Origin of the sequence: Dactylosporangium sp. NPDC048998, from assembly GCF_043197855.1 — a bacterium.
In the GTDB taxonomy this organism is placed as follows: domain Bacteria; phylum Actinomycetota; class Actinomycetes; order Mycobacteriales; family Micromonosporaceae; genus Dactylosporangium.
The window spans coordinates 125,283-148,006 of sequence record NZ_JBICTV010000009.1 but is presented as its reverse complement, the minus strand read 5'-3'; the positions used below and the strand labels follow the sequence as shown (position 1 = coordinate 148,006).

Annotated in this window: 21 protein-coding genes and 2 pseudogenes; 8 read left to right on the top strand and 15 right to left on the bottom strand. The window is 70.1% G+C overall.

The window, feature by feature from the left end; translation table 11 throughout:
• Window positions 1-29 precede the first annotated feature (29 nt).
• Window positions 30-467, bottom strand: a complete 438-nt coding sequence (locus tag ACGFI8_RS22415; RefSeq protein ID WP_392807554.1) for a pyridoxamine 5'-phosphate oxidase family protein — start codon at window positions 465-467, stop codon at window positions 30-32.
• A 945-nt stretch (window positions 468-1,412) separates the two neighbouring features.
• Between ACGFI8_RS22415 and ACGFI8_RS22410 the strand changes: the two genes are divergently transcribed.
• The 3 genes from ACGFI8_RS22410 to ACGFI8_RS22400 all read left to right on the top strand — a co-directional run bounded on the left by ACGFI8_RS22410 (window position 1,413) and on the right by ACGFI8_RS22400 (window position 3,464).
• Window positions 1,413-1,808 carry a hypothetical protein gene (locus ACGFI8_RS22410; RefSeq protein ID WP_392807553.1) on the top strand — a complete coding sequence of 132 codons (396 nt, stop codon included), beginning with the start codon at window positions 1,413-1,415 and terminating at the stop codon, window positions 1,806-1,808.
• 607 nt (window positions 1,809-2,415) lie between these two features.
• On the top strand, window positions 2,416-2,955 hold the full coding sequence (locus ACGFI8_RS22405; RefSeq protein ID WP_392807552.1) for a hypothetical protein: 540 nt from the start codon (window positions 2,416-2,418) through the stop codon (window positions 2,953-2,955).
• Window positions 2,952-3,464 carry an RNA polymerase sigma factor gene (locus ACGFI8_RS22400; protein WP_392807550.1) on the top strand — a complete coding sequence of 171 codons (513 nt, stop codon included), beginning with the start codon at window positions 2,952-2,954 and terminating at the stop codon, window positions 3,462-3,464. The genes ACGFI8_RS22405 and ACGFI8_RS22400 overlap by 4 nt, the downstream gene beginning before the upstream one ends.
• 20 nt (window positions 3,465-3,484) lie before the next feature.
• Here the strand turns inward: ACGFI8_RS22400 and ACGFI8_RS22395 are convergent, their stop codons facing one another.
• The 5 genes from ACGFI8_RS22395 to ACGFI8_RS22375 form a co-directional block, all read right to left on the bottom strand.
• A complete protein-coding gene (locus ACGFI8_RS22395) occupies window positions 3,485-4,345 on the bottom strand; it encodes a glucosaminidase domain-containing protein (protein ID WP_392807549.1) in 861 nt (286 codons plus the stop codon).
• A gap of 98 nt (window positions 4,346-4,443) precedes the next feature.
• Window positions 4,444-5,235, bottom strand: coding sequence for a hypothetical protein (locus ACGFI8_RS22390; RefSeq protein WP_392807548.1), 792 nt, complete (start codon window positions 5,233-5,235; stop codon window positions 4,444-4,446).
• A gap of 169 nt (window positions 5,236-5,404) precedes the next feature.
• On the bottom strand, window positions 5,405-5,641 hold the full coding sequence (gene csrA, locus ACGFI8_RS22385; RefSeq protein WP_344614898.1) for a carbon storage regulator CsrA: 237 nt from the start codon (window positions 5,639-5,641) through the stop codon (window positions 5,405-5,407).
• An 82-nt stretch (window positions 5,642-5,723) separates the two neighbouring features.
• Window positions 5,724-5,879 (bottom strand): flagellar assembly protein FliW, encoded by a 156-nt coding sequence (gene fliW, locus ACGFI8_RS22380; protein ID WP_392807546.1) that lies wholly within the window; start codon window positions 5,877-5,879, stop codon window positions 5,724-5,726.
• A gap of 541 nt (window positions 5,880-6,420) precedes the next feature.
• Window positions 6,421-8,622, bottom strand: a complete 2,202-nt coding sequence (locus tag ACGFI8_RS22375; RefSeq protein ID WP_392807544.1) for an MMPL family transporter — start codon at window positions 8,620-8,622, stop codon at window positions 6,421-6,423.
• 186 nt (window positions 8,623-8,808) lie between these two features.
• Between ACGFI8_RS22375 and ACGFI8_RS22370 the strand changes: the two are divergent.
• From ACGFI8_RS22370 to ACGFI8_RS22355, 4 genes and pseudogenes are all read left to right on the top strand, one after another.
• Window positions 8,809-8,979 (top strand): annotated as a pseudogene (locus ACGFI8_RS22370) (hypothetical protein); the annotation flags it as partial.
• Window positions 8,980-9,238: 259 nt separating this feature from the next.
• Window positions 9,239-9,394, top strand: coding sequence for a hypothetical protein (locus tag ACGFI8_RS22365; RefSeq protein ID WP_392807840.1), 156 nt, complete (start codon window positions 9,239-9,241; stop codon window positions 9,392-9,394).
• Window positions 9,395-9,648: 254 nt separating this feature from the next.
• Window positions 9,649-10,782, top strand: coding sequence for a geranylgeranyl reductase family protein (locus ACGFI8_RS22360; RefSeq protein WP_392807542.1), 1,134 nt, complete (start codon window positions 9,649-9,651; stop codon window positions 10,780-10,782).
• A 238-nt stretch (window positions 10,783-11,020) separates the two neighbouring features.
• Complete coding sequence (locus ACGFI8_RS22355; protein WP_392807540.1) at window positions 11,021-12,736, top strand: putative bifunctional diguanylate cyclase/phosphodiesterase; 1,716 nt, start codon at window positions 11,021-11,023, stop codon at window positions 12,734-12,736.
• Between the two features lie 153 nt (window positions 12,737-12,889).
• On the opposite strand, the pseudogene ACGFI8_RS22350 reads toward ACGFI8_RS22355, so the two are convergent.
• Window positions 12,890-13,041 (bottom strand): annotated as a pseudogene (locus ACGFI8_RS22350) (alpha-amylase family glycosyl hydrolase); the annotation flags it as partial.
• Between ACGFI8_RS22350 and ACGFI8_RS22345 the strand changes: the two are divergent.
• A complete protein-coding gene (locus tag ACGFI8_RS22345; RefSeq protein WP_392807538.1) occupies window positions 13,021-14,154 on the top strand; it encodes a multiprotein-bridging factor 1 family protein in 1,134 nt (377 codons plus the stop codon). The pseudogene ACGFI8_RS22350 and the gene ACGFI8_RS22345 sit on opposite strands and share 21 nt — an antisense overlap.
• Before the next feature lie 368 nt (window positions 14,155-14,522).
• Here ACGFI8_RS22345 and ACGFI8_RS22340 read toward each other — a convergent pair whose 3' ends face one another.
• The 8 genes from ACGFI8_RS22340 to ACGFI8_RS22305 form a co-directional block, all read right to left on the bottom strand.
• Window positions 14,523-16,115, bottom strand: a complete 1,593-nt coding sequence (locus ACGFI8_RS22340) for a glycoside hydrolase family 13 protein (RefSeq protein ID WP_392807536.1) — start codon at window positions 16,113-16,115, stop codon at window positions 14,523-14,525.
• Between the two features lie 114 nt (window positions 16,116-16,229).
• The gene (locus ACGFI8_RS22335; protein WP_392807534.1) at window positions 16,230-17,234 is read right to left on the bottom strand and encodes a carbohydrate ABC transporter permease; all 1,005 of its coding nucleotides are present in this window, start codon (window positions 17,232-17,234) and stop codon (window positions 16,230-16,232) included.
• A gap of 35 nt (window positions 17,235-17,269) precedes the next feature.
• On the bottom strand, window positions 17,270-18,265 hold the full coding sequence (locus ACGFI8_RS22330) for a carbohydrate ABC transporter permease (RefSeq protein WP_392807532.1): 996 nt from the start codon (window positions 18,263-18,265) through the stop codon (window positions 17,270-17,272).
• A 101-nt stretch (window positions 18,266-18,366) separates the two neighbouring features.
• Window positions 18,367-19,758: an ABC transporter substrate-binding protein gene (locus ACGFI8_RS22325; RefSeq protein ID WP_392807530.1), complete on the bottom strand. Its 1,392-nt coding sequence runs from the start codon at window positions 19,756-19,758 to the stop codon at window positions 18,367-18,369.
• Between the two features lie 80 nt (window positions 19,759-19,838).
• Window positions 19,839-19,982 carry a hypothetical protein gene (locus tag ACGFI8_RS22320; protein WP_392807838.1) on the bottom strand — a complete coding sequence of 48 codons (144 nt, stop codon included), beginning with the start codon at window positions 19,980-19,982 and terminating at the stop codon, window positions 19,839-19,841.
• Between the two features lie 465 nt (window positions 19,983-20,447).
• Complete coding sequence (locus tag ACGFI8_RS22315; RefSeq protein WP_392807529.1) at window positions 20,448-21,473, bottom strand: LacI family DNA-binding transcriptional regulator; 1,026 nt, start codon at window positions 21,471-21,473, stop codon at window positions 20,448-20,450.
• Between the two features lie 119 nt (window positions 21,474-21,592).
• Window positions 21,593-22,027 carry a hypothetical protein gene (locus tag ACGFI8_RS22310; protein ID WP_392807836.1) on the bottom strand — a complete coding sequence of 145 codons (435 nt, stop codon included), beginning with the start codon at window positions 22,025-22,027 and terminating at the stop codon, window positions 21,593-21,595.
• Window positions 22,028-22,113: 86 nt separating this feature from the next.
• On the bottom strand, window positions 22,114-22,593 hold the full coding sequence (locus ACGFI8_RS22305) for a hypothetical protein (protein WP_392807527.1): 480 nt from the start codon (window positions 22,591-22,593) through the stop codon (window positions 22,114-22,116).
• Window positions 22,594-22,724: the final 131 nt, after the last annotated feature.

Below are 22,724 nucleotides of genomic sequence, written 5' to 3'. Positions count from 1 at the left end.
TTCACTATTCGCTGCCCGGCGCGCTTTCGCTACTCGTGCAGGCCGTATGTGGCGGACCACGCCCGCTTCAGGTCACCTTCGCTCCAGTGCCCGAACGTGTATGCGGGCGAGTCCACCGGCAGTGCCCGTTCCACCTGGATCAGCACCGCCTCGTGGCACGGATAGTCGGGGCCGTGGGTGTCCAGCACCCACTGGCGGGACCATGCGTACACGGGGTCGCCGTCGCCGCGCAGCTCGGCGGTCCCCTTGAAGCGGTAGCCACGCCTGAGGAGAAAATCGATGACGTTCACCTCGAGCCGGGGGTCGCGCCGGAGGTTCGCCACCGTCGTGGGTGAGGCCATGTTCATGAACACCAGGTGATCGTCGTCGTAGACGAGCAGGGAACCTTTCGGGGAGAGGTTCGGCGAGCCGTCCGCACAGACCGTCGCCACGAACGCGAGCCTGGCACTGCCAACGATCTTCCGCATGTCCTGCGTAATGATTCCCACCACTTCCAGCCTTCCGCTCAAGCCGCCGCCGTCGTGCTATGGACGCGTCGGCGTTACCCAGTCGGCCGGCCGGGTCTCGAGCAGGTCGGTCTTCTTCATGATTTCGCCCCCTCTCACCCAGCAGCCGGCGGCGAGCTAGCGTTGGCTGAAAACACCACGCCTGACACCCAAGGCGATACGGAGCAGCCCGCGATGGCGAAATCAGGGGTCTCCTGGAAGAGACCTGCACTTCTGGGGATCCTGGTCGCTTTCACGGCCATCCGAGTGCCGGACGTACTGACGGAGGGCACTTGGCGATCCTGGGCGGTCGTCCCCGTTTTCGGCGTAACGGTGTGGCTCTTCGGTAGGAGCGTGTTGGGTGCGGTCCGCCGCAGACGCCACACACCGGCCCGTTCGCTCGCAGATCGGGCGCTTGGACAAACAGCCGGCAGCGGCCAGGTCCGGGGTGAGCCGGAGCATGACCGCCGCGCTGGTTGAGCCGACTCAGACCTGCAGGTCGTACTGGTACGGGTTGTACTTCCCGCGCCGACCCGGCCACCTCGGGCTATGGCCTCTTCCCACCGCCTGAGCTGCCGGCTTGGCCTACATCGTTTCTCATCACTTCGCAGCGCTGCGGCCCGTCTTCTGTACCGGCGCTGCACCAATTGCTCCCAACAAGGTGTCTGGGGCGGCTTGGCTGCTCGGTTGGTCGAGCCGGAGATGAAGAGGCACCATCACGGCAGCGGTCGATCGGTCGTCGCGCTGGCTCGTGCATCTGGCGGCCGTCGAGATCGGCGGTCCCTGTGTGGGGCGGTTGCTGTACGTCGCTGCTGTAGGTGTGCGCCGGCCAGGCGTACGACTTTTGTCGAACTGAGTACGTCGACCTACCCGCGATGAGTATGTGAGCGGGATGGGGCCGGCCGCGTCGGCCCTAGGATCACGTTCATGCGTCAGCCCCTGCAACCAGGCCGCCGCCTCATCGTCGTCGCCCTAACCCTCGTGGCCGACATCGTTCTCGCAGTCCTGCTGTTCCTGGGCATCGCAGTCGACCGGATCGGCCGGGAGGGCTTCCGGTCGGCCTCGGTCAGCCCGGCGGAGTTCCGCGACTGGTTGATCATCTTGGCGTGCTGGGGCGTGGTGATGGTGACGATCGCCGTTGCCGGGCTGCTCCGCGGCCGGCCCGGGATTGCGTTGCTCCAGGCACTCGTGATGCCGATCGTCCTGGTTTGCTGGGCGCCCACGTTCGAGCGGGGCTGGCACGAGTCGCACCGGGTTCGACCGCAGCCGGCGCCCTCCACACCGGTCAACCCTTGCGTTCACGGGAACTGCCCTGGTGGCTGAGTACAGCTCCGGTCAACACCTGCCACACACGGTTTGGGAACGGACGAACGGCCGTAGGGCGATTCGCCGTTGAGCTTTGCCGTCGGGTCGCCGCATTGGGGTCGGCCCCAAGGTCATGACACGCATTCGCCGGACGCCGCTCAATTTCGTCAACCGGCGGTGCCCCTGATCGGGGTATCCGCTTTTCGGCGGATCCGCGCGCCGAGCGGTTGCTGGGTCATCACGCTGCGTAGAGCGCTGATCGCGGCGGACCCGGCAAAGCCTCAACGCTGGTAGCTCTACCTGATCGCACATGCTTGCGTTGACATGCGCGCACCAGGACTACGCCGGGGCGAGCGTCCAAGACAGAAATTCGGTCTGTCACACCGAGGGCCCGACCGGACATTCCGATAGCGATGGCCAAAGCGAGCGAAGGAGCGATGGCATGGTCGAGCCAAATGAGGCAGACGCGGAACTGGACCGGCTGCTGCGGATCGCGGACCCCGGACCGGGGCCGGATATCCATGCGTTGGTCGGCGAGCTTGGGCAGGCGGTGACGGCGGCCAACCCCGTCCGGTCCACGGCCCGTCGCGGTGTCGGTCGGAGACGCCGATGGAGTGTTGCCACCGTGGTAGGTGTGGTCGCGGCCCTGCTGACCGCCACGACGGCTGTCGCCTACAACTCCGTGGTGAGCACGCATACCCGCGAGTACGGCCCCGGCAACACTGAGAACGACAAGAGTGAGTGGCTGCGTTCCAACGGAGACGACTACCGGGAGGTGGTGGAAGAGCTACGTCCGACCGAGGTGCCGGTGCCCCCAGGCTTCTCCTACACCGCGGACGTGGACGCGTTCATCAAGTGGACGACCAAGGAGCCAGCGCTTATCCAGGTCACAAGCGTGCGGAGTTCCTACGCGTACTGGGCGAAGTGCGCGTGGGAACGCGAGTGGCTCGCCGCGCACGCCGCCGGTGACGGACCTCGCCGTGCGGAGGCCACCGCGATCCTGCGGGATGTGCCGTCGTGGCCGCTGATCGTGGCAACCGCCAGCGGCTCGACGGTCGACCACCTGCGCACCGTGGCCCAAGCGGCCGATCGGGGAGATGGGGATCCCGTCCGCCGCGACGTGGAGAACAACTGCCGGCCGCTCCCGGCGGAGGGCTCTCGGTGAGCTCGGAACGACGGTTCACACTCCTCGTCGAGTCGGCGGGCGGTCGGATCCTGTCGTACCTGACCCGACGCGTGGATCCGCCCTGCGACGCAGCGGACCTGCTCGCGGACACGTTGACCGTCGCGTGGCGGCGGATCGCGGACCTCCCCGCCGACGACGATCAGGCCACGGCGTGGCTCATCGGTATCGCCCGGGGCGTGCTGGCCAACCACCGCCGCGGCCGGACCCGACGCGCGGCCCTCGCCGACCGCCTCCGTGCGCGTCTCGCCGACCAGCCGACACGTCCCGATCCGTCAGGCGAGGCCGTCGCGATCCGCGACGCGCTGGGCCGGCTGCCCGAGCCCGATCGGGAGCTGCTCACCCTCACCGCGTGGGACGGGCTCAGCACCAACGAGGTCGCCGCCGTACTCAAGATCACGCCTGCGGCGGTCCGGCAGCGACTGCTGCGAGCACGCGGCCGACTCCGCGCCGCGCTCCTCGATCATCAGACGACCGTGTCTCGCGCATGACAAACCGCGGTTACGCGGGGTCACGGTGATGCTGTTGGTCCGATGGTGCGGTGTCGTCTCAAATATGGCACCGCACCATTCGGTCGCATTGGCAGCCGCCCTTGTGGATCTCGGCGATGAACTGGTTCGGGTTGTCCGTGTAGTTGAAGGCGGCGGCGTAACGGGGCAGCGACCTCAGGCTCGCGCCGTGGTCGCGGAACGAATCGACCGACGCGTTGTAGGTGCGAAACGTCGCAACCGTCGTCGAGCAGGCAGCCCGAAGCGTACGGGCCCGGCACGTTGTTGAAGCATTTCATGCCGAAGAAGTTCCGGTCGTTCGCCGACAGCGAGCTGCGGCCCCAGCCGGACTCCAGGATCGCCTGGGCGAGCGTGACCGACGTCGGGACCCTGGTGTCGCGCTGGCTCTGCTGCGCGGCCGGGATCGAGGCGGCCAGGAACTGCTCGTTGGTCATCGTGCCGGTCGGGCCCGCCGGCACGGCCGCGACGGGAGCGGCGGCGGGGCGCGGCGCGGCGGGTGCGGTGGGGGCGGCCGGCGGCGCGCAGACGGGCAGTTTCGGGTTGCCGGAGACGTAGGCGTGGGAGATGTAGTCCCCGAGCGCGGTGCGATCCCACTGGGCGGTGCGGCGCACGTTGCCGCACAGGTACTGTCCGCTCACCCGGCAGGTGACGGTGACCTTCTGCTTGTCCTTGACGGACCGGGTCTGGCCGAACCAGTTCGCGGCGCCGGTACGAGCGGCGAGCGAGCCCTTGACGCGGACGCTGACGACGGCGGCGTCGGCCGGGGCGGCGGCCACGACGAGTGTCGTGGCGGTCGCGGCAAGGGCGAGCGCCGGAAGGAAGACGTACTTCTTGAGGGTGCGCAGCATGAACGGATCTCCCATGAGGGGTGGGTGGTCCCCTCAAAGGTCGTCATCAGCGGTTGCGCGCCCTGTTCCCCGCCGGGTGCCAGGCCGTTGCCGCGCTCAACGAGGCGCGTGGCTCAATTGGTGCCGTACTGCTGCTTGAGCGTCAGGTAGTCGCCGAGGCCGAGGCCGCGGTAGGCGGTCGAGCAGTCCGGGAGCCCGTCGGTCATGGTCAGCGCCGAGTGCTGCGCGTAGGCCACGTGGCCGAGGCCGAACGCGTGCCCGAACTCGTGGGTCACCGTGCCCTCAAGGTCCCAGCGGTTGCTGCAGGACGGGGGCGTGGTGAGGAAGAACAGGCCCTCGGTGTTGTCGATCAGGATGTCGGTCTCGACGCTGCGGCCGTTCTCCTTGGGGCCGTACCACCAGATGCACGTTACCGCGAGCAGCCCGTGTTTGAGCGGCCCGAACGACACGGTGTTGTGCCCGTCGCGCTCGCCGCACCCGCCGGACGGCGTGACGCCCGCGATGTGGTCGGTCTTCCCGTCGTACGACTCCTGGATGCCCAGGTTCTCCGGCAGGCCGCAGTCGTTGCGCCCGATGTCCACGGTCGTGGCCGCGCTGCGCAGCGCGTTCACGACGGCCGTTCGGTCGCCGAGGTACGCCGGGATCGTCCGCTCGTTCACCCGCCACTTGAGCTCGCTGCGCCACCGCATGCCCAGCCACGTGCCGGCCGGGTCCGCGCACCGGCCCCCGTCCATCGCCGCCTCGGCCGGCTGCCCGGTCGGCGGCCCCGGGATCACGATCGCGAAGCGGGCGGTCTGCATCGTCATGGGCGGCTCGCCCACCAGCCAGGCCGCGCAGAGAAGGCAGAGGACCAGCGGAAGCAGCGTCCGCGGGATTGCCGCCAGACCATTGTCGATCTTTGGCACAGACCCATTCTGATCCGCGGTACCCACCGTAGGGGTGACTTTCGGCAAATGCGCCTGGGACGCCATGGCCGGCTGGATTCCCTTTGGCGCCGGATCGACACCCACCCGGCACCCCGGCCGCCGGGTGATCGTCGGGTCAACTACCCCGCGGCGCCGCGGGCAGAACGGCCTACTTGCTCTCGGTGCGCAGCATGCGGCTCAGCGCCCGCACGGCGACGTCGCTGGGCGAGGCGGCCTCGCGGTTGGCCTTCTGCAGCTCGCGGTACACCTCTTCGCGGTGGACCTGGATGCTGCGAGGTGCCTTGATGCCCAGCCGTACCACGTCGCCGCGCACGTCGAGCACGGTGACGACGACGTCGTCACCGACCATCACGCTTTCACCGGGACGTCGGGTCAGGACGAGCACAAGCCGCTCCTTCGCTGGGCGATAGGCGAACAGTACCCGAATTGTCGGCCGCACCGGGCGGGAAAGCCGGGCCCCGCCCCGTTCAGGCGACCAGGAGCTTCTGGCGTACCGGGAGGCCGCCGTGGCTGAGGATGAGCTGCACCGCCCGGCGGCTGCGCTGATCGAGCACGATCGGGGCCATGAGGTTGGCCGTGGCGTCCTCCGCCCCCGACTCGCCGGCGGTGACGACCAGCAGCACCAGCAGGTCGTCCTGGTCCCGCGGTGGTCGGCGACGCAGACCAGGTCGGCGCGGGTGAACTGGTCGGCGAGGAAGACCCGGGCGGGCTCGCCCGGCGGAGGCTGCCAGCCGGCGTGGACGCTCACCACGAGCGGCAGGCCCAGCAGCCACGAGCGCTCCAGCAGCGCGGCGTTGGCGAGGTCGCCGGCGAGGTGGACGTGCACGACGTCGACGGGCCAGCCGGCCAGCAGCTCGGCGAGCACCCGCTCCGAGGGCGTGTCGCCGAGAAACGGCGCTGGGTTGGCCACGTCGAGCACGAACTGCCGCACGCCCCGCTCCAGCCCCGTCTCCCGCAGCGCGGTGGCCTCGGCAGTGCCCTCCACGAAGGCCGGCTCGATCGCCAGCACCTCCCAGCCGCGGGAGGCCACCTGCCGGGCCAGGTCGGCGCAGCGGCGGTACGCGACGGCGTCGCGCGACGGGAGGATGACGGCCGCACAGGGCCGGCGTGTGTTGTTCCGCACGCCGGCCCCATCGGCACCCTTACGGCACCCCTGAGGAAACCTCAGCGGGTGGCGACCAGCTCGCCCTTGACCTCGCGGGCCCGGTGCGCCGGCACGTGGCGGGGGCGCATGAAGCGCGGCGCCCACCAGTTGGCGTTGCCCAGCAGGGTCATCAGCGAGGGCAGCACAACCGCCCGGATGATCGTCGCGTCGAGCAGGATCGCCGCGGCCAGGCCGACGCCGAGCTGCTTCATGTCGATCGTGCTCAGCGTGGCGAAGATGGAGAACACCGCCACCATCACCACGGCCGCGCTGGTCACCACGCCGGCCGAGCCGGAGATGCCCTGCGCCACGGCCTCGCGGGTGCTCAGGCCCCGGCGGACCGCCTCGCGGATCCGGCTGACCACGAAGACGTGGTAGTCCATCGACAGGCCGAACAGGACGACGAAGAGGAACAGCGGCAGCCAGGACACCACCGCGTCCATGGACTTGAAGCCCAGGATGCCCTCGGCCCAGGTGCCCTGGAAGATGAGGACCACCAGGCCGTAGGAGGCGGCGGCGGAGAGCATGTTCAGCGCGATGGAGGTCAGCGCGACGACCACCGAGCGGAACGTGAAGGCCATGACCAGGAACGTCAGCACCAGCACGAAGCCCATGACCAGCGGCAGCTTGTGCTGGACGTGGTCGGCGTAGTCGACGTCGGCCGCGACGAACCCGCCGACGGCGGTCTCCGCGCCCGGCACCGCGCCGAGCGTCTGCGGCACCAGCTGGGTGCGCAGCCGGGTCAGCGACTCCTTGGCCTGCTCGGAGCGGCCCTCGAACGGCGTGGCGACGTTGAGCACGGCGACCCGGCCGTCCTTGGAGACCTGGACGTCCGGCTCCTGGTCCAGGGGCGCGAACAGCGGGTCGGCGGCGGCCTTCTGGGCCAGCTGGGTGAGCGCGGCCTTCGTCGCGTCGAGGTGCCCGGCCGGCACGCGAACGGCGACCGTGTGCACCGTGCCGTTGCTCGGGAAGGCCTTCACCAGCCGGTCGTACGCCTGCATCGCCGGCGTGCCGCGCGGCAGGTCCTCCATGCCGGGGAACGTGAGCCGCATGCTCAGCGCGGGCGCGGCGAGCGCCAGCAGGGCCAGCACCGAGACCGCCAGGGTCGCGGCGGGCCGGCGCAGCGCGGGGCGCAGCAGGACCGACCAGACCTTGGAACCCTGCTCGTCGGTGCGCGGGCGGGTGAGGCGCCACAGCAGCGGCACGCGCGGCCGGTCGATCCAGCGGCCGAGCTTGGACAGCAGCGCCGGCAGCACGGTCAGCGAGCCGAGCACGGCGACCAGCACGACCAGGATCGAGCCCAGCGCCAGGGACGAGAAGACCACGTCGCCGGCGAGGAACAGCCCGGCCATCGCGATCGTCACGGCGATGCCGGAGACGACGACGGCGTGCCCGGAGGTCTCGGCGGCGATCTCGACAGCGTCGAGATGGGCCCGGCCCTTCGCCCGCTCCTCGCGCTCGCGGCGCAGGTAGAACAGCGAGTAGTCGACGCCGACGGCCATGCCGATCAGCAGGATGACGCTGGAGGTGGTGTCGGTCGACGGGACCAGGTGCGAGGCCAGGGTGGACAGGCCGAGCGCGGCGGCGACCGAGGACAGGGCCAGCAGCACCGGCACGCCGGCGGCAATGAGCGCGCCGAAGGCCACGATGAGGATCGCGAAGGTGACCGGCAGGCTGAGGTACTCGGCCCGCTTGAAGTCCTTGCCCAGCGTGTCGTCCATCGCCTTGGAGATCGACGGCCCGCCGGTCTCCTCCACCCGCAGGTCCGGGTGGCGGCTCTGCACGTCGGCGGTGGCCTTCGTCAGCGGCGCGAGGCGGTCCTGCGCGGTGTCCGGGTCGCCCTTCAAGGTGACCCGCACCAGCAGGGCGGTCTTGTCGTGCGACGGCAGCGGGTCGCTGACCGCCTCGACCTCCGGCAGCGCCTTCATCGCGGCGGTGACGTCGGTGGCCGCGCGCATCGCGGCGTCGGTGTCCAGGGCGCCGGAGCGGGCGGTGATGAGCACGCTCTCGGTCGCCGGGTTGTCGAAGTGCCCGTCGTCGACGATGACGCCGGACCGGCCGGACTCCCCGATGGCCTGGTCGCGATTGGTGGCTTCGACGGTCCCCGCCATGCTCCCGCCGACGAAACAGAAGGCGACGAACACGACCCACAATGCAATGGCGCGCCACGGATGCTCGGCACTCCAGCGCGCGACCCGAACGGTGATCGGTCTCTTCTCCACGCCGAAAACGCTATGGATCGGCGGCCTCGCGGACATCCGGGCTGCACCCCGCCCGCACCCGGATCCACGAACCCGGGATATCCCTGAGTATTTGGGCCACCCGTCATCACCCGAAGCCACCGGCCTGCAACCCAGCGGCAACCGAAGAAACCACCGAACTGCCTCAACAACGCCGCGACCGGGCCGATGCCCCAAATGAGCAAGGATCGCTCATCGCGCACGCCATGGACCGGCGGCACACGGACGGGAGTTCGGTTCGTGCTCGAGGACATCACGTCGGTCACCCTGCACGGCGCCCTGGACGGGCTGGCCAAGCGGCAACGGGTGATCGCCGACAACATCGCCAACATCCAGACGCCCGGCTTCCTCGCCGGCTGCGGCCGCCGCGGGCATCGAGGGCAAGCGGCGCATCACCGGCCCGCACGACGCCCGCCTGTGGGCCAAGAAGCTGCGCAAGTCCGACGCGCCGAGCGTGGTCGCGGTCGAGGCGGCGCTGGACGAGTCGAACTGGGCGGCGGCCATCGTCGAGGCGGTACGCCCGGTCGCGGTCTGAGTCGTCGTCGACGCCAGCCGCAAGGCGCCGGACGTCGCGCACCACCTGCAGGGCCTGCGCCGCGTGGACGCGATCTGCCTGCGCGGCACCGGCTCCAGCGGCGACCCGGCCAGCCCGCTGTCGCTGCGCTTGCCGGTGGCGCTGCTGGACGGGCGGCCGTCGACGCCGTACCAGTGGGCCGCGATGCTCTGCGAGCGGCTGAGCCTGGTGGGCGGCTGACGTGCTGGGCGTGGCGCGGTTCTCGACGCTGTTCGTGGCGTTGGTGATCGCGTCGCCGGCGCTCTACGCCGGCTTCGAGCGCCCACTCCCCCTGGAACCACCGTGCGTTCCCCGTCGTCCGCTAACGGATGGTCCTGTCACCCGTCTGTGCGGCCCCCGATCGGACGGACGGCCGGGCGTTTCCGCCAACGGCCCGGGCGCGGGCATCGGGCGGTGGGGTGCGGGGGCGCGGCGCGGGTGGCAGGCTCGTGGGCATGGATGCCGACGGCGACCGGTTCGACGTCGTGGTGGTCGGGGCCGGCCCGGCCGGGGCCGCCGCGGCGCTCGCCGCGCGGCGGGCCGGGGCCGGCGTGCTGCTGCTTGACCGGGCCGCGTTCCCGCGCGACAAGCCGTGCGGGGACGGGATCGCGCCGCACGCGCTCGACGTGGCGGCGGAGCTCGGCGTCACCGGGCTCGCCGACGGGTACGCCCCGGTGCCCGCCCTGCGGCTCGTCGGGCCCGGCGGGGGCGCGGTCGCGCGGCGGCATGCGCGTGCGGCGTACACCATCCCCCGGACGGTCTTCGACCGGCGGCTCGTGGACGCGGCGGTGCGCGCGGGCGCGGTGCTGCGGCGGCACACCGTGCGCCGGGTCGAGGACCGGGGCGACCACGCGGTGCTGGACGGCGAGATCCGCGCGGGGGCGGTCGTCGGGGCGGACGGCGCGTACTCGCTGGTCCGCAAGGCCCTCGGGCACGCCCCGAACGGGCCCGGGCACCTGGCGCTCGCGATCCGCGGATACGCGCCCGCGCCCGGCCTCCCGCCCGAGCAGCGGATCGTGACCACGGCGGCGGGCTGGCCCGCCTACGCGTGGGCGTTCCCGATCGGCGACGGGCGGGCGAACGTCGGCTACGGCGAGGTGCTCCGCGGCCGCGCGCTCACCCGGGCCCACCTGCTGGACCGGCTGGCGGCCCTCCTGCCCGACGTGAACACCGCCGCCGCCACCGAGCTGCGCGCCCACCACCTGCCGCTGTCGACCCACCGGCCACCGCCCGCGCAGGGGCGCCTGCTGCTGGCCGGCGACGCGCTGTCGCTGATCAACCCGTTCACCGGCGAGGGCATCTTCTACGCGGTGCTATCGGGCGCGCTGGCCGGCGCGGCCGCCGCGCACGGGCACTCCCCCGCCGGCCGCTACCGCGCGGCGCTGCGCGACCGGCTGGGGCGGCACCTGCGCCATTCCCGCGTGGCTGCGGCGCTGAGCTCGCGACGCTGGATCGTGGACGCGGCCGTACACGCCGCCGACCGCGACCAGCGCGTCTTCGACGACCTCATCGAGCTCGGCCTGGGCGACGGCCTTCTGACCGCCCGCACGCTGGGCTCGATCTCGCGCGCCGCCGTGAGCACCAGCTGACGGCGGCGCGGGCTGCCGGTACGCACCGTGGCCGGCCGGAAACTCTACGAGCGCGTCCACCGCTCCCGCCGGGGCGGTTCGCGCGGCCACCGAGCACTCGACGGCGGCCGAGCGGGCCACGTTCGCGCAGCTCCTGACCAGGTTTCGTCGACGGGCTCACGGAACCGGCACCAGACCGGCACTGAGCGTCGATTCTTCCGGAGCCCGCGGTGCAGTAATCTGCGCCGGGGGTGATTCGGTGGCGGGCGCCGACGGCCGGGACGATGCCGTCATCGATCCTGCGCTGTCGCACCTCGCCCGCCAGTGGGTCTCCGCCGTGCGGCAGACCAACTTCCTCGACCTGAGCGCCGAGGCCCTGCAGCGCTTCTTCGAGCAGCAGACCGCCGCGCTGCGCACGGGAGACCCGCGGGCCGGCGACGCCGCCGGTGCCGCCCTGGTCGCCGTCGGGATCAACAGCCCCGAGGCGCTGCGGCGCTCGATCGGCGTGCTGTTCCAGCTGCCGTCCGCCGACGGCGAGCTGATCGGCGCGTTCGCGGCCGGGTTCGCCCGGGCGAGCCGGCAGAAGGTCCTCGACGACCAGGAGCGCATCCGCCGCGCCTGGTCGCGGGCGCTCAGCGACGCCGAGGACAGCCTCCAGCGCGAGCTGCACCACCAGGCGCACCACGACCCGCTCACCGGCCTGCCCAATCGTGTGCTGCTCTACGGCCACCTCGCCGAGGCGCTGCGCGAGGCCGAGGACGGCGCCCGCGTCGGGGTGTGCTTCGTCGACCTCGACGAGTTCAAGACCATCAACGACACGCTCGGGCACGGGTTCGGCGACCAGCTGCTCGTCGCCCTGGCCGACCGGCTGCGGTCGTGCGTGATCGACGCCGGGCACTTCGTGGCGCGGGTCGGCGGCGACGAGTTCGTGGTCGTCGTGCGCGACACCAAGGGCCCCGACGAGCTGACCGAGCTGGCCGAGGCGATGCTCGCCGAGCTCAACAAGCCGGTCCGCCTCGACGGGCACGAGCTCGCGGTGTCGGCCAGCATCGGCATCGTCGAGCAGGCGGCCCGCGGCGCCGAGCCGGAGGAGCTGCTGCGCGCCGCCGACGCCACGCTCTACCTCGCCAAGGCCGACGGGCGGGCCCGCTACGCGGTCTTCGACGAGCAGCGCAACGCCCAGCAGCTGCTGCAGTACGGCCTCACGGGAAGGCTCTTGGGCGCCCTGGACCGCGGCGAGTTCGAGCTGGTGTACCAGCCGCTCGTGGCCCTGCAGGACAACCGCCTGCGCGGCGCGGAGGCGCTGCTGCGCTGGCGGCACCCGGATCTCGGCACGGTGTCGCCCAACACGTTCATCCCGGTCGCCGAGCAGTCCGGCATGATCCTGCCGCTGGGCCGGTGGGTGCTGCGCGAGTCGTGCATGGCGGCCGCCGCGTGGCAGCGCAGTCACCCCGGCACCCCGCTGCTGGTCAGCGTGAACGTCTCGCCCCGCCAGTGCACCGACCCGCGGCTGCTCGACGACGTGCGGCACGCGCTGGCCGACTCCGGGCTGGAGCCGGCCAACCTGCAGCTGGAGCTGACCGAGACGGTGCTCATGCAGTCGACCGGGCGGCCGGTGCAGACCCTGCGCACCATCGCCGACCTCGGCGTGCGCATCGTCATCGACGACTTCGGCATCGGCTACTCCAACCTGGCCTACCTGCGCCACCTGCCGGTGCACGGGCTGAAGCTCGCGGGCGCGTTCATGGCCGGCATCCGCAAGCTGGAGAGCGACCACGTCGACGAGCAGATCGTCGAGACCGTCATCCGGCTGGCGCACACACTGCAGATGACGGTCACCGCCGAGGGGATCGAGACCGCCGACCAGGCCGCCCGGCTCGCCGCCCTGGGCTGCGACCTGGGCCAGGGCTGGCACTTCGGGCGGCCGGTGGCGCCGGCACGGATCCCCGCTGTGCGTGCTCCCGCCGAAGCCTGATCCAGCTGGTACCCGTAGGCCCAGCGAACACCATGCCCTGATGGCGGTCGGCCGGCTCGCGGTCCGACCAGAAGCACCAGGCGCGATAGGGCGGCGCGACGCCACCGCCGACTGGAACCACGGATGCTGGCCGGAGGTGTGGTTCACCACAAGATCGATGATGACCTCGATGCCGCGGTTGGCCGCCTGGTGGGAGCGGTTCCGCGAAGTCCCCCAGCGAGCCCAGCGGGGATCGACGTCGTAGAAGTCGGTGGCGTCATATCCGTCGTCCCGCCTGGGGTCGGGTGGATCGGATTCAGCCACAGGCAGTTGACTGCGAGCCTGGTCAGGTAGTCGAGGCGGCCGATGAGACCTTGAAAGTCGCCGATGCCATCGCCGTCGGAGTCCTGGAACGTCTCGACGTCCAGGCAATAGATGACACTCTCGGTGTACCGTCGCTCGCCCATGCGGTCGGGATAACCGAATCGGACTCCGCGCAAACGTGCGCTTGCGTGCGCGCCGCCCGGACCGCGAGGATGGCTCCCGGGGGGCTGATGGTCGACTTCGCTGGCGCGCTACGGGACGCAATCCAGGCACGTGGTCTGGGGTTGGAACGCATCCAGGAGCGGTTGCGCGCCGAGGGCTATTCGGTGAGCCTCGCCACGCTGAGTTATTGGCAGACGGGGCGCAGCCGGCCGGAGCGGCGCGAGTCGCTGGCGGCCCTGGCGGAGCTCGAGAAGATCCTCGAGGTCGAGCCCGGCTCGCTCGCGGCGCTGGTCGGGCCGCCGCGGCCGCGGGGCCGGCACCTGCACAAGAGTGCGGACAACCCTGAGCTGGGCGCTTTCTGGTCGGAGCGCGCCCTCATCGTCGACCTGGCGCAGGGCATCGACACCCGCTGGGACGCGCGGCTGACCCGTCTGAGCCAGCACGACCGCGTCAACGTCGGCCCCGACCGGGGCGAGGTGTCGTTCCTCGTGCGCCAGGTGCTGCGGGCGGAGGCCGACGGGCCGGACCGCTATGTGGCGATCATCCGCCTGGACGTGCCGGGCAACCCGCTCCCGCTCCTCACGCCGGTGCGCAACTGCCGCCTGGGCCGGATCGTGGAGCACCCGGAGAGCGGCCTGTTGCTGGCCGAGTTGCTGTTCGACCGGCCGCTCGCCAAGGGTGAGACGGTGATCACCGAACACGCGCTGGACAATTATCCGCCATTTCCACTGGCGACGCAGTACGAGCGCAAGTTCCGGCTTCCGGTCCGCGAATACGTCGTCGAGGTCTGTTTCGACCCCGCCGCCTTACCGCGGGCCGTCTATCAGTATCAGCAGATGGACGGCCAAGACGAACAGGTCACGTCAATGGAGGTCGACGTGGGCCACTCGGTCCACGCGATCGCCCTTGACTATGGCCCCGGCCGCTATGGACTTCGGTGGGACTGGGAGTAGTTTGCGCTGCTCACAGCACCTTGGACAGGGTCGATCGCAACACCTTGGACGGTAGGGAAGAACAACGGGGCGCCGGTGTGGCCAGCGCCCCGCCTCTGTTCCCGGAAAAACCCGGCGTCACCATCGGAACGGCTGGGATGTCGCCGCGACGGTCAGGGTGGAACGCATGTGCCGCCTCCACAAGGAAGTCATTCTCCTTGGGGAGAAACTTATTGGCCGACGCGCGCCGCCTCAAGATTGTGGATCGCCTTAACAGTTAACGCTCGCGGGCCCGCCCGCTCTTAACAGTTAAGAGTAGAAAAGGCCGGACGGCCGCACCCGCCAACTTGTGCGACCGCCCGGCGTCTCGGAACCCCGTGAAGTGGCGCCTACGCCAGCCGGATCCAGGCGGATGCGTCCTGCGGGAGCGTGCCGTCCTCGTTGAGCGGGACGCTGCTCAGCAGCACCTCGCGGTGCGGCGGCAGGATGGCCGGCTCGGTGCCCAGGTTGGTCACGTTGGCGAACGAGTCGTCGCGGGCGAACGCGAGCACCTGCGGGTCGGAGTCGAGCCAGCGCATCGGCCCGTCGCCCAGCGCCGGCTCGGCCCGCCGGATGCGCAGCGCGTCGCAGTACAGCTCCAGGAACGAGCCCGGCACGCCCTGCTGGGCGGCGACGGACAGCCCGGCCCAGTGCGCCGGCTGCGGCAGCCACGGCGCGCCCGAGGCGTCGGGCGGGCTGAAGCCGAACGGCGCCTGCGACCCCGACCAGGGCACCGGCACGCGGCAGCCGTCCCGGCCGGGGTCGACACCCCCGGAGCGGTGGAACATGGGGTCCTCGCGCAGCGCGTCGTCGAGGTCCTCGACCTCCTCCAGGCCGAGTTCCTCGCCCTGGTACAGGTAGTAGGCGCCGGGCAGCGACATGGTCAGTAGCGCGGCGGCCCGCGCCCGGCGGGTGCCGAGCTCGAAGTCCGACGGCACGTTGCGGCGCTTGTCGGCGAAGGCGAAGTTCGTCACCTCGCGGCCGAAGCGGGTCACCTCGCGGGTCACGTCGTGGTTGCTGAGCACCCAGGTGGCCGGCGCGGCGACCGGCGCGTGCACCTCGAGCGTCATGTCGATCTCGTACCGCAGCCGCTCGGCCTCCCACGGCGCGCCCAGGAAGGCGAAGTTGAACGCCGTGTGCAGCTCGTCGGGGCGCAGGTAGCGCGCGAACGCCTCGTGGTCGGGCAGCCACACCTCGCCGATCAGCGCGCGCGGCGGGCTGTACGTGTCCGCGATGCGCCGCCACGACTGGTACACCTCGTGGATACCGTCGTTGTCCTCGTAGTTGTCGCTGACGAGCGGGTCCTTGATGAGCACGGCGGCGGAGTCGATCCGGATGCCGTCGATGCCCCGGTCCAGCCAGAACCGCAGGATGTCCTCGAACTCCTCGCGGACGGCCGGGTGGTCCCAGTTGAAGTCCGGCTGCTCCGGCGCGAACAGGTGCAGGTACCACTCGCCGTCGGCAACCCGGCTCCAGGCCGGCCCGCCGAAGATGGACTGCAGGTCGGTCGGCGGCAGCTCGCCGTGCTCGCCGCGGCCCTTGCGGAACCAGAACAGGTCCCGCTCCGGCGAGCCGGGCGGCGCCGCGAGCGCCCGCTGAAACCAGGCGTGCTGGTCGGAGCAGTGGTTCGGCACGATGTCGCAGATCACCCGGATGCCCGCGGCGTGGGCCTCCTCGATGAGCTTCTCGGCCTCGGCGAGGGTGCCGAAGATCGGGTCGATGGCCCGGAAGTCGGCGACGTCGTAGCCGCCGTCGGCGAGCGGCGACGGGTACCACGGCACGATCCAGATCGCGTCGATCCCGAGGCCGGCCAGGTACGGCAGGCGAGAACGCAGGCCCGCCAGGTCGCCGACGCCGTCGCCGTTGCCGTCGGCGAAGCTGCGCAAGTAGATCTGGTAGATAGCGGCGCTGCGCCACCATGCTTGGTGGTTCTGGTCGGCCACGTGGAACCTGCTTTCTCGCACTGTGAATGCCTACACACGACAGGTGGATTCAGGGGGTGACGCCCGGGCCCGGTGGACCCGTCGTCCCCGGGCATCTGACAAAGGGTCGTGAGGTCAGCCCTTGACAGCCCCTCCCAATCCGGCGCCCGAAAGGAACAGGCGCTGGAAGGCGAGGAAGAACACGACCGGGATGAGCGTCGAGATCGCAAGGGACGCGAGGAACACGCCCAGATCGGTTTGCGACGCGATCGCAGGCAGGCGCACCGACAGCGGCTGCTTGGCCGGGTCCTTGAGCACGAGCATCGGCCACAGGAAGTCCTTCCAACTCGCGATGGTCGCGAACACCGACACGACGCCGAGGATGGGCTTGGACATCGGCAGGACGACCGACCAGAACAGCCGGAATGAGCTGGCGCCGTCGACCTTGGCCGCCTCGAACACCTCACGTGGGAGGCTGTCGAAGAACCGCGTCACGAGCACGACGTTGAAAGCGCTTGCGCCCGACGGCAGCCAAACGGCGAAGAAACTGTTGATGAGCGACGTACCGACAACCGGCGGGTTGAGGATCGTGAGGTACAGCGGCACGAGGAGCACGACCGTCGGCACGAACAAGGTCGCGATCACCAGACCGTTGACAATCTTGCCCCAGGCGGGCCGGAGGACGGACAACACGTAGCCGCCCGTGGTCGCGACGAGCAGCTGCACGAACCACGAGCCGGCCGCGAGCCAGATCGTGTTGAGGAAGTACCTGCTGATCTGGACGTCGTTCCACGCCTCGGTGATGTTCTGCCAGCGCACACCGTGCGGGAAGACCGCCAGTGGCGTACGGATGATGTCCTGCGTGGGAGTGATCGCGTACTTCGCGAGGAGCAGAATCGGCCCGACGCCGACCACGAGGAGCAACACCAGCAGAATCGTATGCAGGGTCTTGATGGTCGCGCTGACCCGGGGAATGCGCCAGTCCTGGCTGGAAACGTAGCCGCGGCCGCCTTCGAACTGGGATGCCCTGCGCTTGCGGCCCGGCCGCGCAACCCTGGCCGCACCGACCGGAGTCGCGACGTCGGGCGCCTGCCCCCGCGCACCCGCGGCGGATACGTCGGAGGTCGACGGCAAGGTCATGGTGCTCCTCTTCCCCTCGGGGACGTGTTGGCCGGTCACGACTTGCTCCAGCCGGACGTGAGCTTGAAGTACACCAGTGACAGGATCGCGAGGAACGCGGCGAGCATGACGGACAGGGCCGTCGCCGCACCGTAGTTTCCGCCCAGGGATCTGCCGAACGCGTAGTCGTAGATCATGAGAAGGATCGTCAGCGTGGCGTTCGCCGGGCCGCCATCGGTGAACAGGTAGGGCTCCAGGAACACCTGGACGGTACCGATGATCTGCAGGATGAAGGTGATGAGCAGGACGCCGCGCAGCTGGGGCATGGTCACGTGCCACACCTTCCGCCAGATGCCGGCGCCGTCGACCTCGGCGGCGTCGTACAGCTCGTCCGGAACGCCGATGAGCGCGGCGAGGTAGATGATCACGGTCCCGCCGGCCGCGGCCCACGTCGCCTCGATGACGAGGGACGGCATGGCCAGCGACGGACTCGACAGCCAGGTGTACGGGCCGAGCCCGACCCAGCGCAGGATCGTGTTGAACACACCGTCCGCGGAGCCGTCGTAGAAGAACTTCCACAGCAGGACGGCGACGACGGGCGGCACCACCACCGGGAGGTAGGCGAGCACGGAGTACAGGCCCTTGCGCCGCCTGACCGAGCTGATGAGCACCGCCGTGACGAGCGGGATCGGGAAGCCGATCACGAGGGCGAGCAGCGCGAAGTAGAGGGTGTTGCGGATCGCCGTGGGCAGGTCGGGATCGGTGAGCACGTACTGGAAGTTGTGCCAGCCGACCCACCTCGGGTCCCCGACGAGGTTGGTCTTCTGAAAGCTCATGACGACCGATCGCACGATCGGCCACCACGAGAAGACTCCGAAGACGACCAGGAGCGGGAGCGCGAACACGACCGAGCTCAGCCCACCGCGCTGGACCCAGGTCGCCGGGTTGCGCCGGCGGACCCGCCCGCCCTGGGGCCTGCCCGTCCCCGGGTTGTGGTTGCCCCCGGCGACGGCGGCGTCGCCGGTCTGCCGCAGGGCGCCCGAAGCACTCACGGCACATCACTCCTCGTCCTGGTTTCGGGGCAGAGGCCCCCGGTGTGGGCCGCCGGTCTACCGGCGGCCCACACCTTGCGGGTTTGTTGATGCGGTGAGCGTCAGCCGGCCGCGTCGATGGCGCGCTGCGCCTTCGTGTTGGCCTCGGTGAGCAGCTGGTCGATGTTGGCGTCCTTGTTCGTCAGGACGGCCTGCACCACCGTATCGAGCGACTTGTAGACGTCCTGGGTGGCGACGGCCGGCTCGTTGACGAGCTTGGCGTCGAAGACCTTGGTGGTGAACGTGGTCATCTGGTCCAGCGGCACGTTGACGTAGGACTTGATCCAGTCCTGGTACTGCTGGTACTGCGACTGGGAGAAGATCGGCAGCTCGGGGGTACCGACGGGCTGCTTGCTCGCGATCTGAATCTGCGCGGCCTTCGCGGCGGCGTCCTGCTTGGTGTACTTGCGCAGGTAGTGGTAGTCAATCCACTTGATCGCCGCGGCCTTGTCGTTGTTGGTGGCCTTGCTGGACACGGCCGCCATGGTGCCACCGCCGAGCACACCGGAGTCACTGCCCGAGAGCGGGATCATCGTCAGGCCGTACGTCTTCGGGTCGATGTTGTTCGTCTGCACCAGGCTCGTGTAGACGTCCTGGCCCGAGGTGTACATGCCGATCTTGCCAGCGGCGAACGCCTGGTTGATGCCCGACCAGTCGTAGTTGAAGTTCGCGCCCATGGAGTTGTCGGTCCAGCGCAGGTCCTTCAGGAACTGCAGCGCGGCCTTGGTCCCGTCGTTCGTGAGCGTGGCCTTCTTGCCGTCCTCCACCCGGCCGCCGCGGGCGTAGGTGTCGACCGTCAGCTGCCAGCCGCCGGTCGCGTCCTTGGACATCTGGGCGAAGCCGGCCTGACCGGTCTTGTCCGCGATGGCCTTGGCGGCCGTGCGGACCTCGTCCCAGGTGGTCGGCGGCTTGTTCGGGTCGAGGCCGGCCTGGGTGAACAGGTCGCGGTTGTAGTGCAGGCCGACCGCGTAGATGCTCTTCGCGGGGATGGCGTAGACGTGACCGTCCGAGCCCTGGCCGTACTGCAGCAGGTTCTTGTTGAAGTTCGACGCGTACGAGAGCTGGCCGAGGTAGGTCTGCATGTCAGAGACCTGCTGGTTCGCGATCAGCGTCTTCGCGTCGGTGAAGGGGATCTCGAACACCGTCGGCAGCGTGCCACCGGCGAGGTCGGCCGCGAACGTGGTGGCCTTCCACTCGTAGTCGTGCGTCTTGACCGTGATGTTCGGGTTTTCCTTCTGGAAGTCCGTCACCTCGTCCGCGAGCGCCTGCTGCGCCTCGGGCTTGGCGCCGGGAAGCAGACCCACGACGTTGAGCGTGACCTTGGTGTTCGGGTCGAGCGTCGTCGAACTCGAGTCGGCGCTGCTGTTGTCGCTCGAGGAGCACGCGACGAGCGTGCCGCCGAGCGCGAGCGCACCCACGAAGGCTAATGCCCGCGTGGTACGTGAGTACTTCATCGTCGCTCCTTGTTGGGGTGTGTAGACATCCGGACCTGATGGATCGAATGGAGGGAACCGTCGGGGCGAGGGACCAGCCGTCAGAGCCGGAGCCAGACGGCGGCGGTGTCCTCGCGTCCATAGCGAGTGACCGGTCGTGTGACGTCGTGGTTGGACAGGACCCACGTGGCGGGCGCGCCGACGAGGACGCGCGGCTCCTCGTACGAGTCGGCGATCGCTCGCAATGGATTCCTTCCGTTGTAGGAGCCGTGCGAGGCCGGTCTGGGGCGTCCAAACCTGGACCGCTCCGCACGGGTGGCGCAGCCTGGCCTCGGCTGCCGGGTTGCTTCAGGCGCGTTACTGATCGGTTTCCGTGGCATCGCGTCAGGGTTTCGGCCTGGCGTAGGCAAGAGATTAGGCTCACGCTGCACAAGAAGTCCATGGCTCGTTGCAAAATTTTAATGATCTTCTGGCACCCGTTTGCACGGGCGCGCTCCCACGGACCCGCAACTTGCATGGAATCGGCCGATAACACGCAGCGTCCGGGCCCCTGCGGCCGAGGTCGGCGCCGGAAAGCGAGCGCACGGCTACCGACGGGTGTGGTCTCCGTCGCCGACGGGCGACGGCAAGCGGATTGCGCAAGAGTTGCAAAGAGCGCCACGACTTCGCGCAGAAGTCGTGGCGCTCTCGGGTCTTGCGTGGTTTCGGGGTTACGCGGCGGTGGTCGCCCGGGCCTCCTGCAGCGCGCCGGTGGAGCCGCGCACGACCAGCTCGGGCTCGAAGAGCATCTCCTCGGTCGGCACCAGCGTGCCGGCCACCTGGCTGACCAGCAGCGTCACCGCCGCCTGGCCCATCGCCTGGATGGGCTGGCGGACCGTGGTCAGCGGCGGGTCGGTGCAGTTCATGAACAGCGAGTCGTCGAAGCCGACCACGGACACGTCGTCGGGGACCTCGCGGCCGAGCCGGCGGGCCGCCCGGATCGCGCCGAGGGCCTGGACGTCGGAGGCGCAGATGATGCCGGTGACGCCGTGCTTGATCAGCCGCGTGGCGCCCGCGCGCCCGCCCTCCATCGAGAAGATGACCCGCTCGACGTCGTCCACGTTGACCGTGCCCGACAGCGCGGCGGCGGCCTGGAACGCGGCCAGCTTGCGGTTGGATGGCGCGTGGTCGGCGGGGCCGAGGATCAGCCCGATCCGCTTGTGCCCCAGCGAGCTGAGATGGTTGAACGCCTGGTCCACGGCGTGCCCGTCGTCGACCGACACGCGGGGGAAGCCGAGGTCGTCGATGGCGGCATTGACCAGCACCGCGGGCAGCCCGCGGTCGTGCAGCCGGTGGTAGTGCTCGTGCTCCGCAGCCGCCTGGTGATACAGGCCGCCGCAGAAGATGATGCCGGAGACGTGCTGGTCCAGCAGCATCTCGACGTAGTCGGCCTCGGAGACGCCGTCCGCGGTCCGGGTGCACAGCACCGGGGTGAAGCCGCGCTTGGACAGCGCCCCGGCGACCACTTCGGCGAAGGCCGGGAAGATCGGGTTTTGCAGTTCCGGCAGCACGAGGCCGACGAGGCGGGCCCGCTCGCCGCGAAGCTTGGTTGGCCGCTCGTAGCCCAGCACGTCGAGCGCGGTGAGCACCGCGGTGCGGGTAGCGTCGGAGATGCCCGGCTTGCCGTTGAGCACCCGACTCACGGTCGCCTCGCTCACGCCGGCGTACTTCGCCACCTCAGCGAGTCGTCGAGTCATGCCCGCAAGCGTAGTGCATGACTACGCAATTTTTTGCACGATGTCGCCCACACAACCATGCGGACCTGGATCTTGCCGGTGTGGCGCCCGAAAAATACGACATTTTCCGGGCACCAACGTCAACCGGCCAGCGCGAGCGAGACCTTGCCGCCGCCGTACCCGGAAACGTCCACCTTGAGATCGAGCCGCCGCCCCAGGGCGAGCAGGTGGTTCACCGCGTCGGCCGGCGGTCCGCCGCCGGGCAGGAAGGTCTGGTGCAGCTTGACCCGCGGCGCGCCCTCCCTGTTGATCAGCCCGGCGAGGATGTTGCACACCTCGATGGCGTTTTCGCCGATCATTTTCGAGATCTCGTTGTCCTCGATGCACGCCTCCGCGCCGCCCGGCGGGATCAACCCGATCGCCGCGCCGGCATAGGCGGTGAGTTCGAAGTCCATCCCGATCACGGCCATGAGCTGGAGCCGTTCGTCGGTGTAGAGGGCGACCAGGGTGCGTGGGACGTCGGCGGCTTTGAGTAGGTCGGCCGGCGACGCCTCCGGTGAGGTCGGGCTGCTCATCGTCGACCTCGACGGGTTCAAGGACGTCAACGACACTCTCGGCCCTCCGGCCGGCGACGAGCTGCTGCTGACCGCCACCGCGCTGGTTAGGTCCGGCCCTCGCGCTCCTGGGCGGTGCGCAGCGTCGAGGAGCGCGGCACCCAGTCGGCGAGGCGCACCGCGTATCCGAGCACGCGCAGCCGCTCCACCACCTCGGGGTCGTCGTCCACGACCAGCTCGATCGGCGACTCCCGGGCGAGCCGCGCGAGCTGGCGGGGCTTGAAGTCGCGGGCGGGCCGGCGGTCGTTGGCGGGCCGCATGAAGAGCAGCTCGGCGGGCAGGCCGGCGGCGCCCAGCCACGCGGCGGTGAGGTCGCGCAGGTGCTCCGGCCGCCCGGTGAGCCAGACCAGCACGTGGTGCCGCGCGTACTCCCGGGCCAGCTCGACGCCCTCGGCCAGCACGGGGTCGCGGTCGGCGGCGGCGAAGAACCGGTTCCAGTCCTTGGGCCGGCGGTCCAGGTACTTCAGCCGGTGCCGCACGTCGGCGACCACCCCGTCGATGTCGAACACGGCCAGCGAGGACTCCATGCGCCCAGTCTCGCAGGCCCGCCGCATTGCCCCCGACCAATACTCCGCACATAACCGAAATGTCGGATTTATCCGTCACGAAGTGGCGGATAAATCCGACGAAAGGCTCCACCGCAACCCCTCGGCAACGG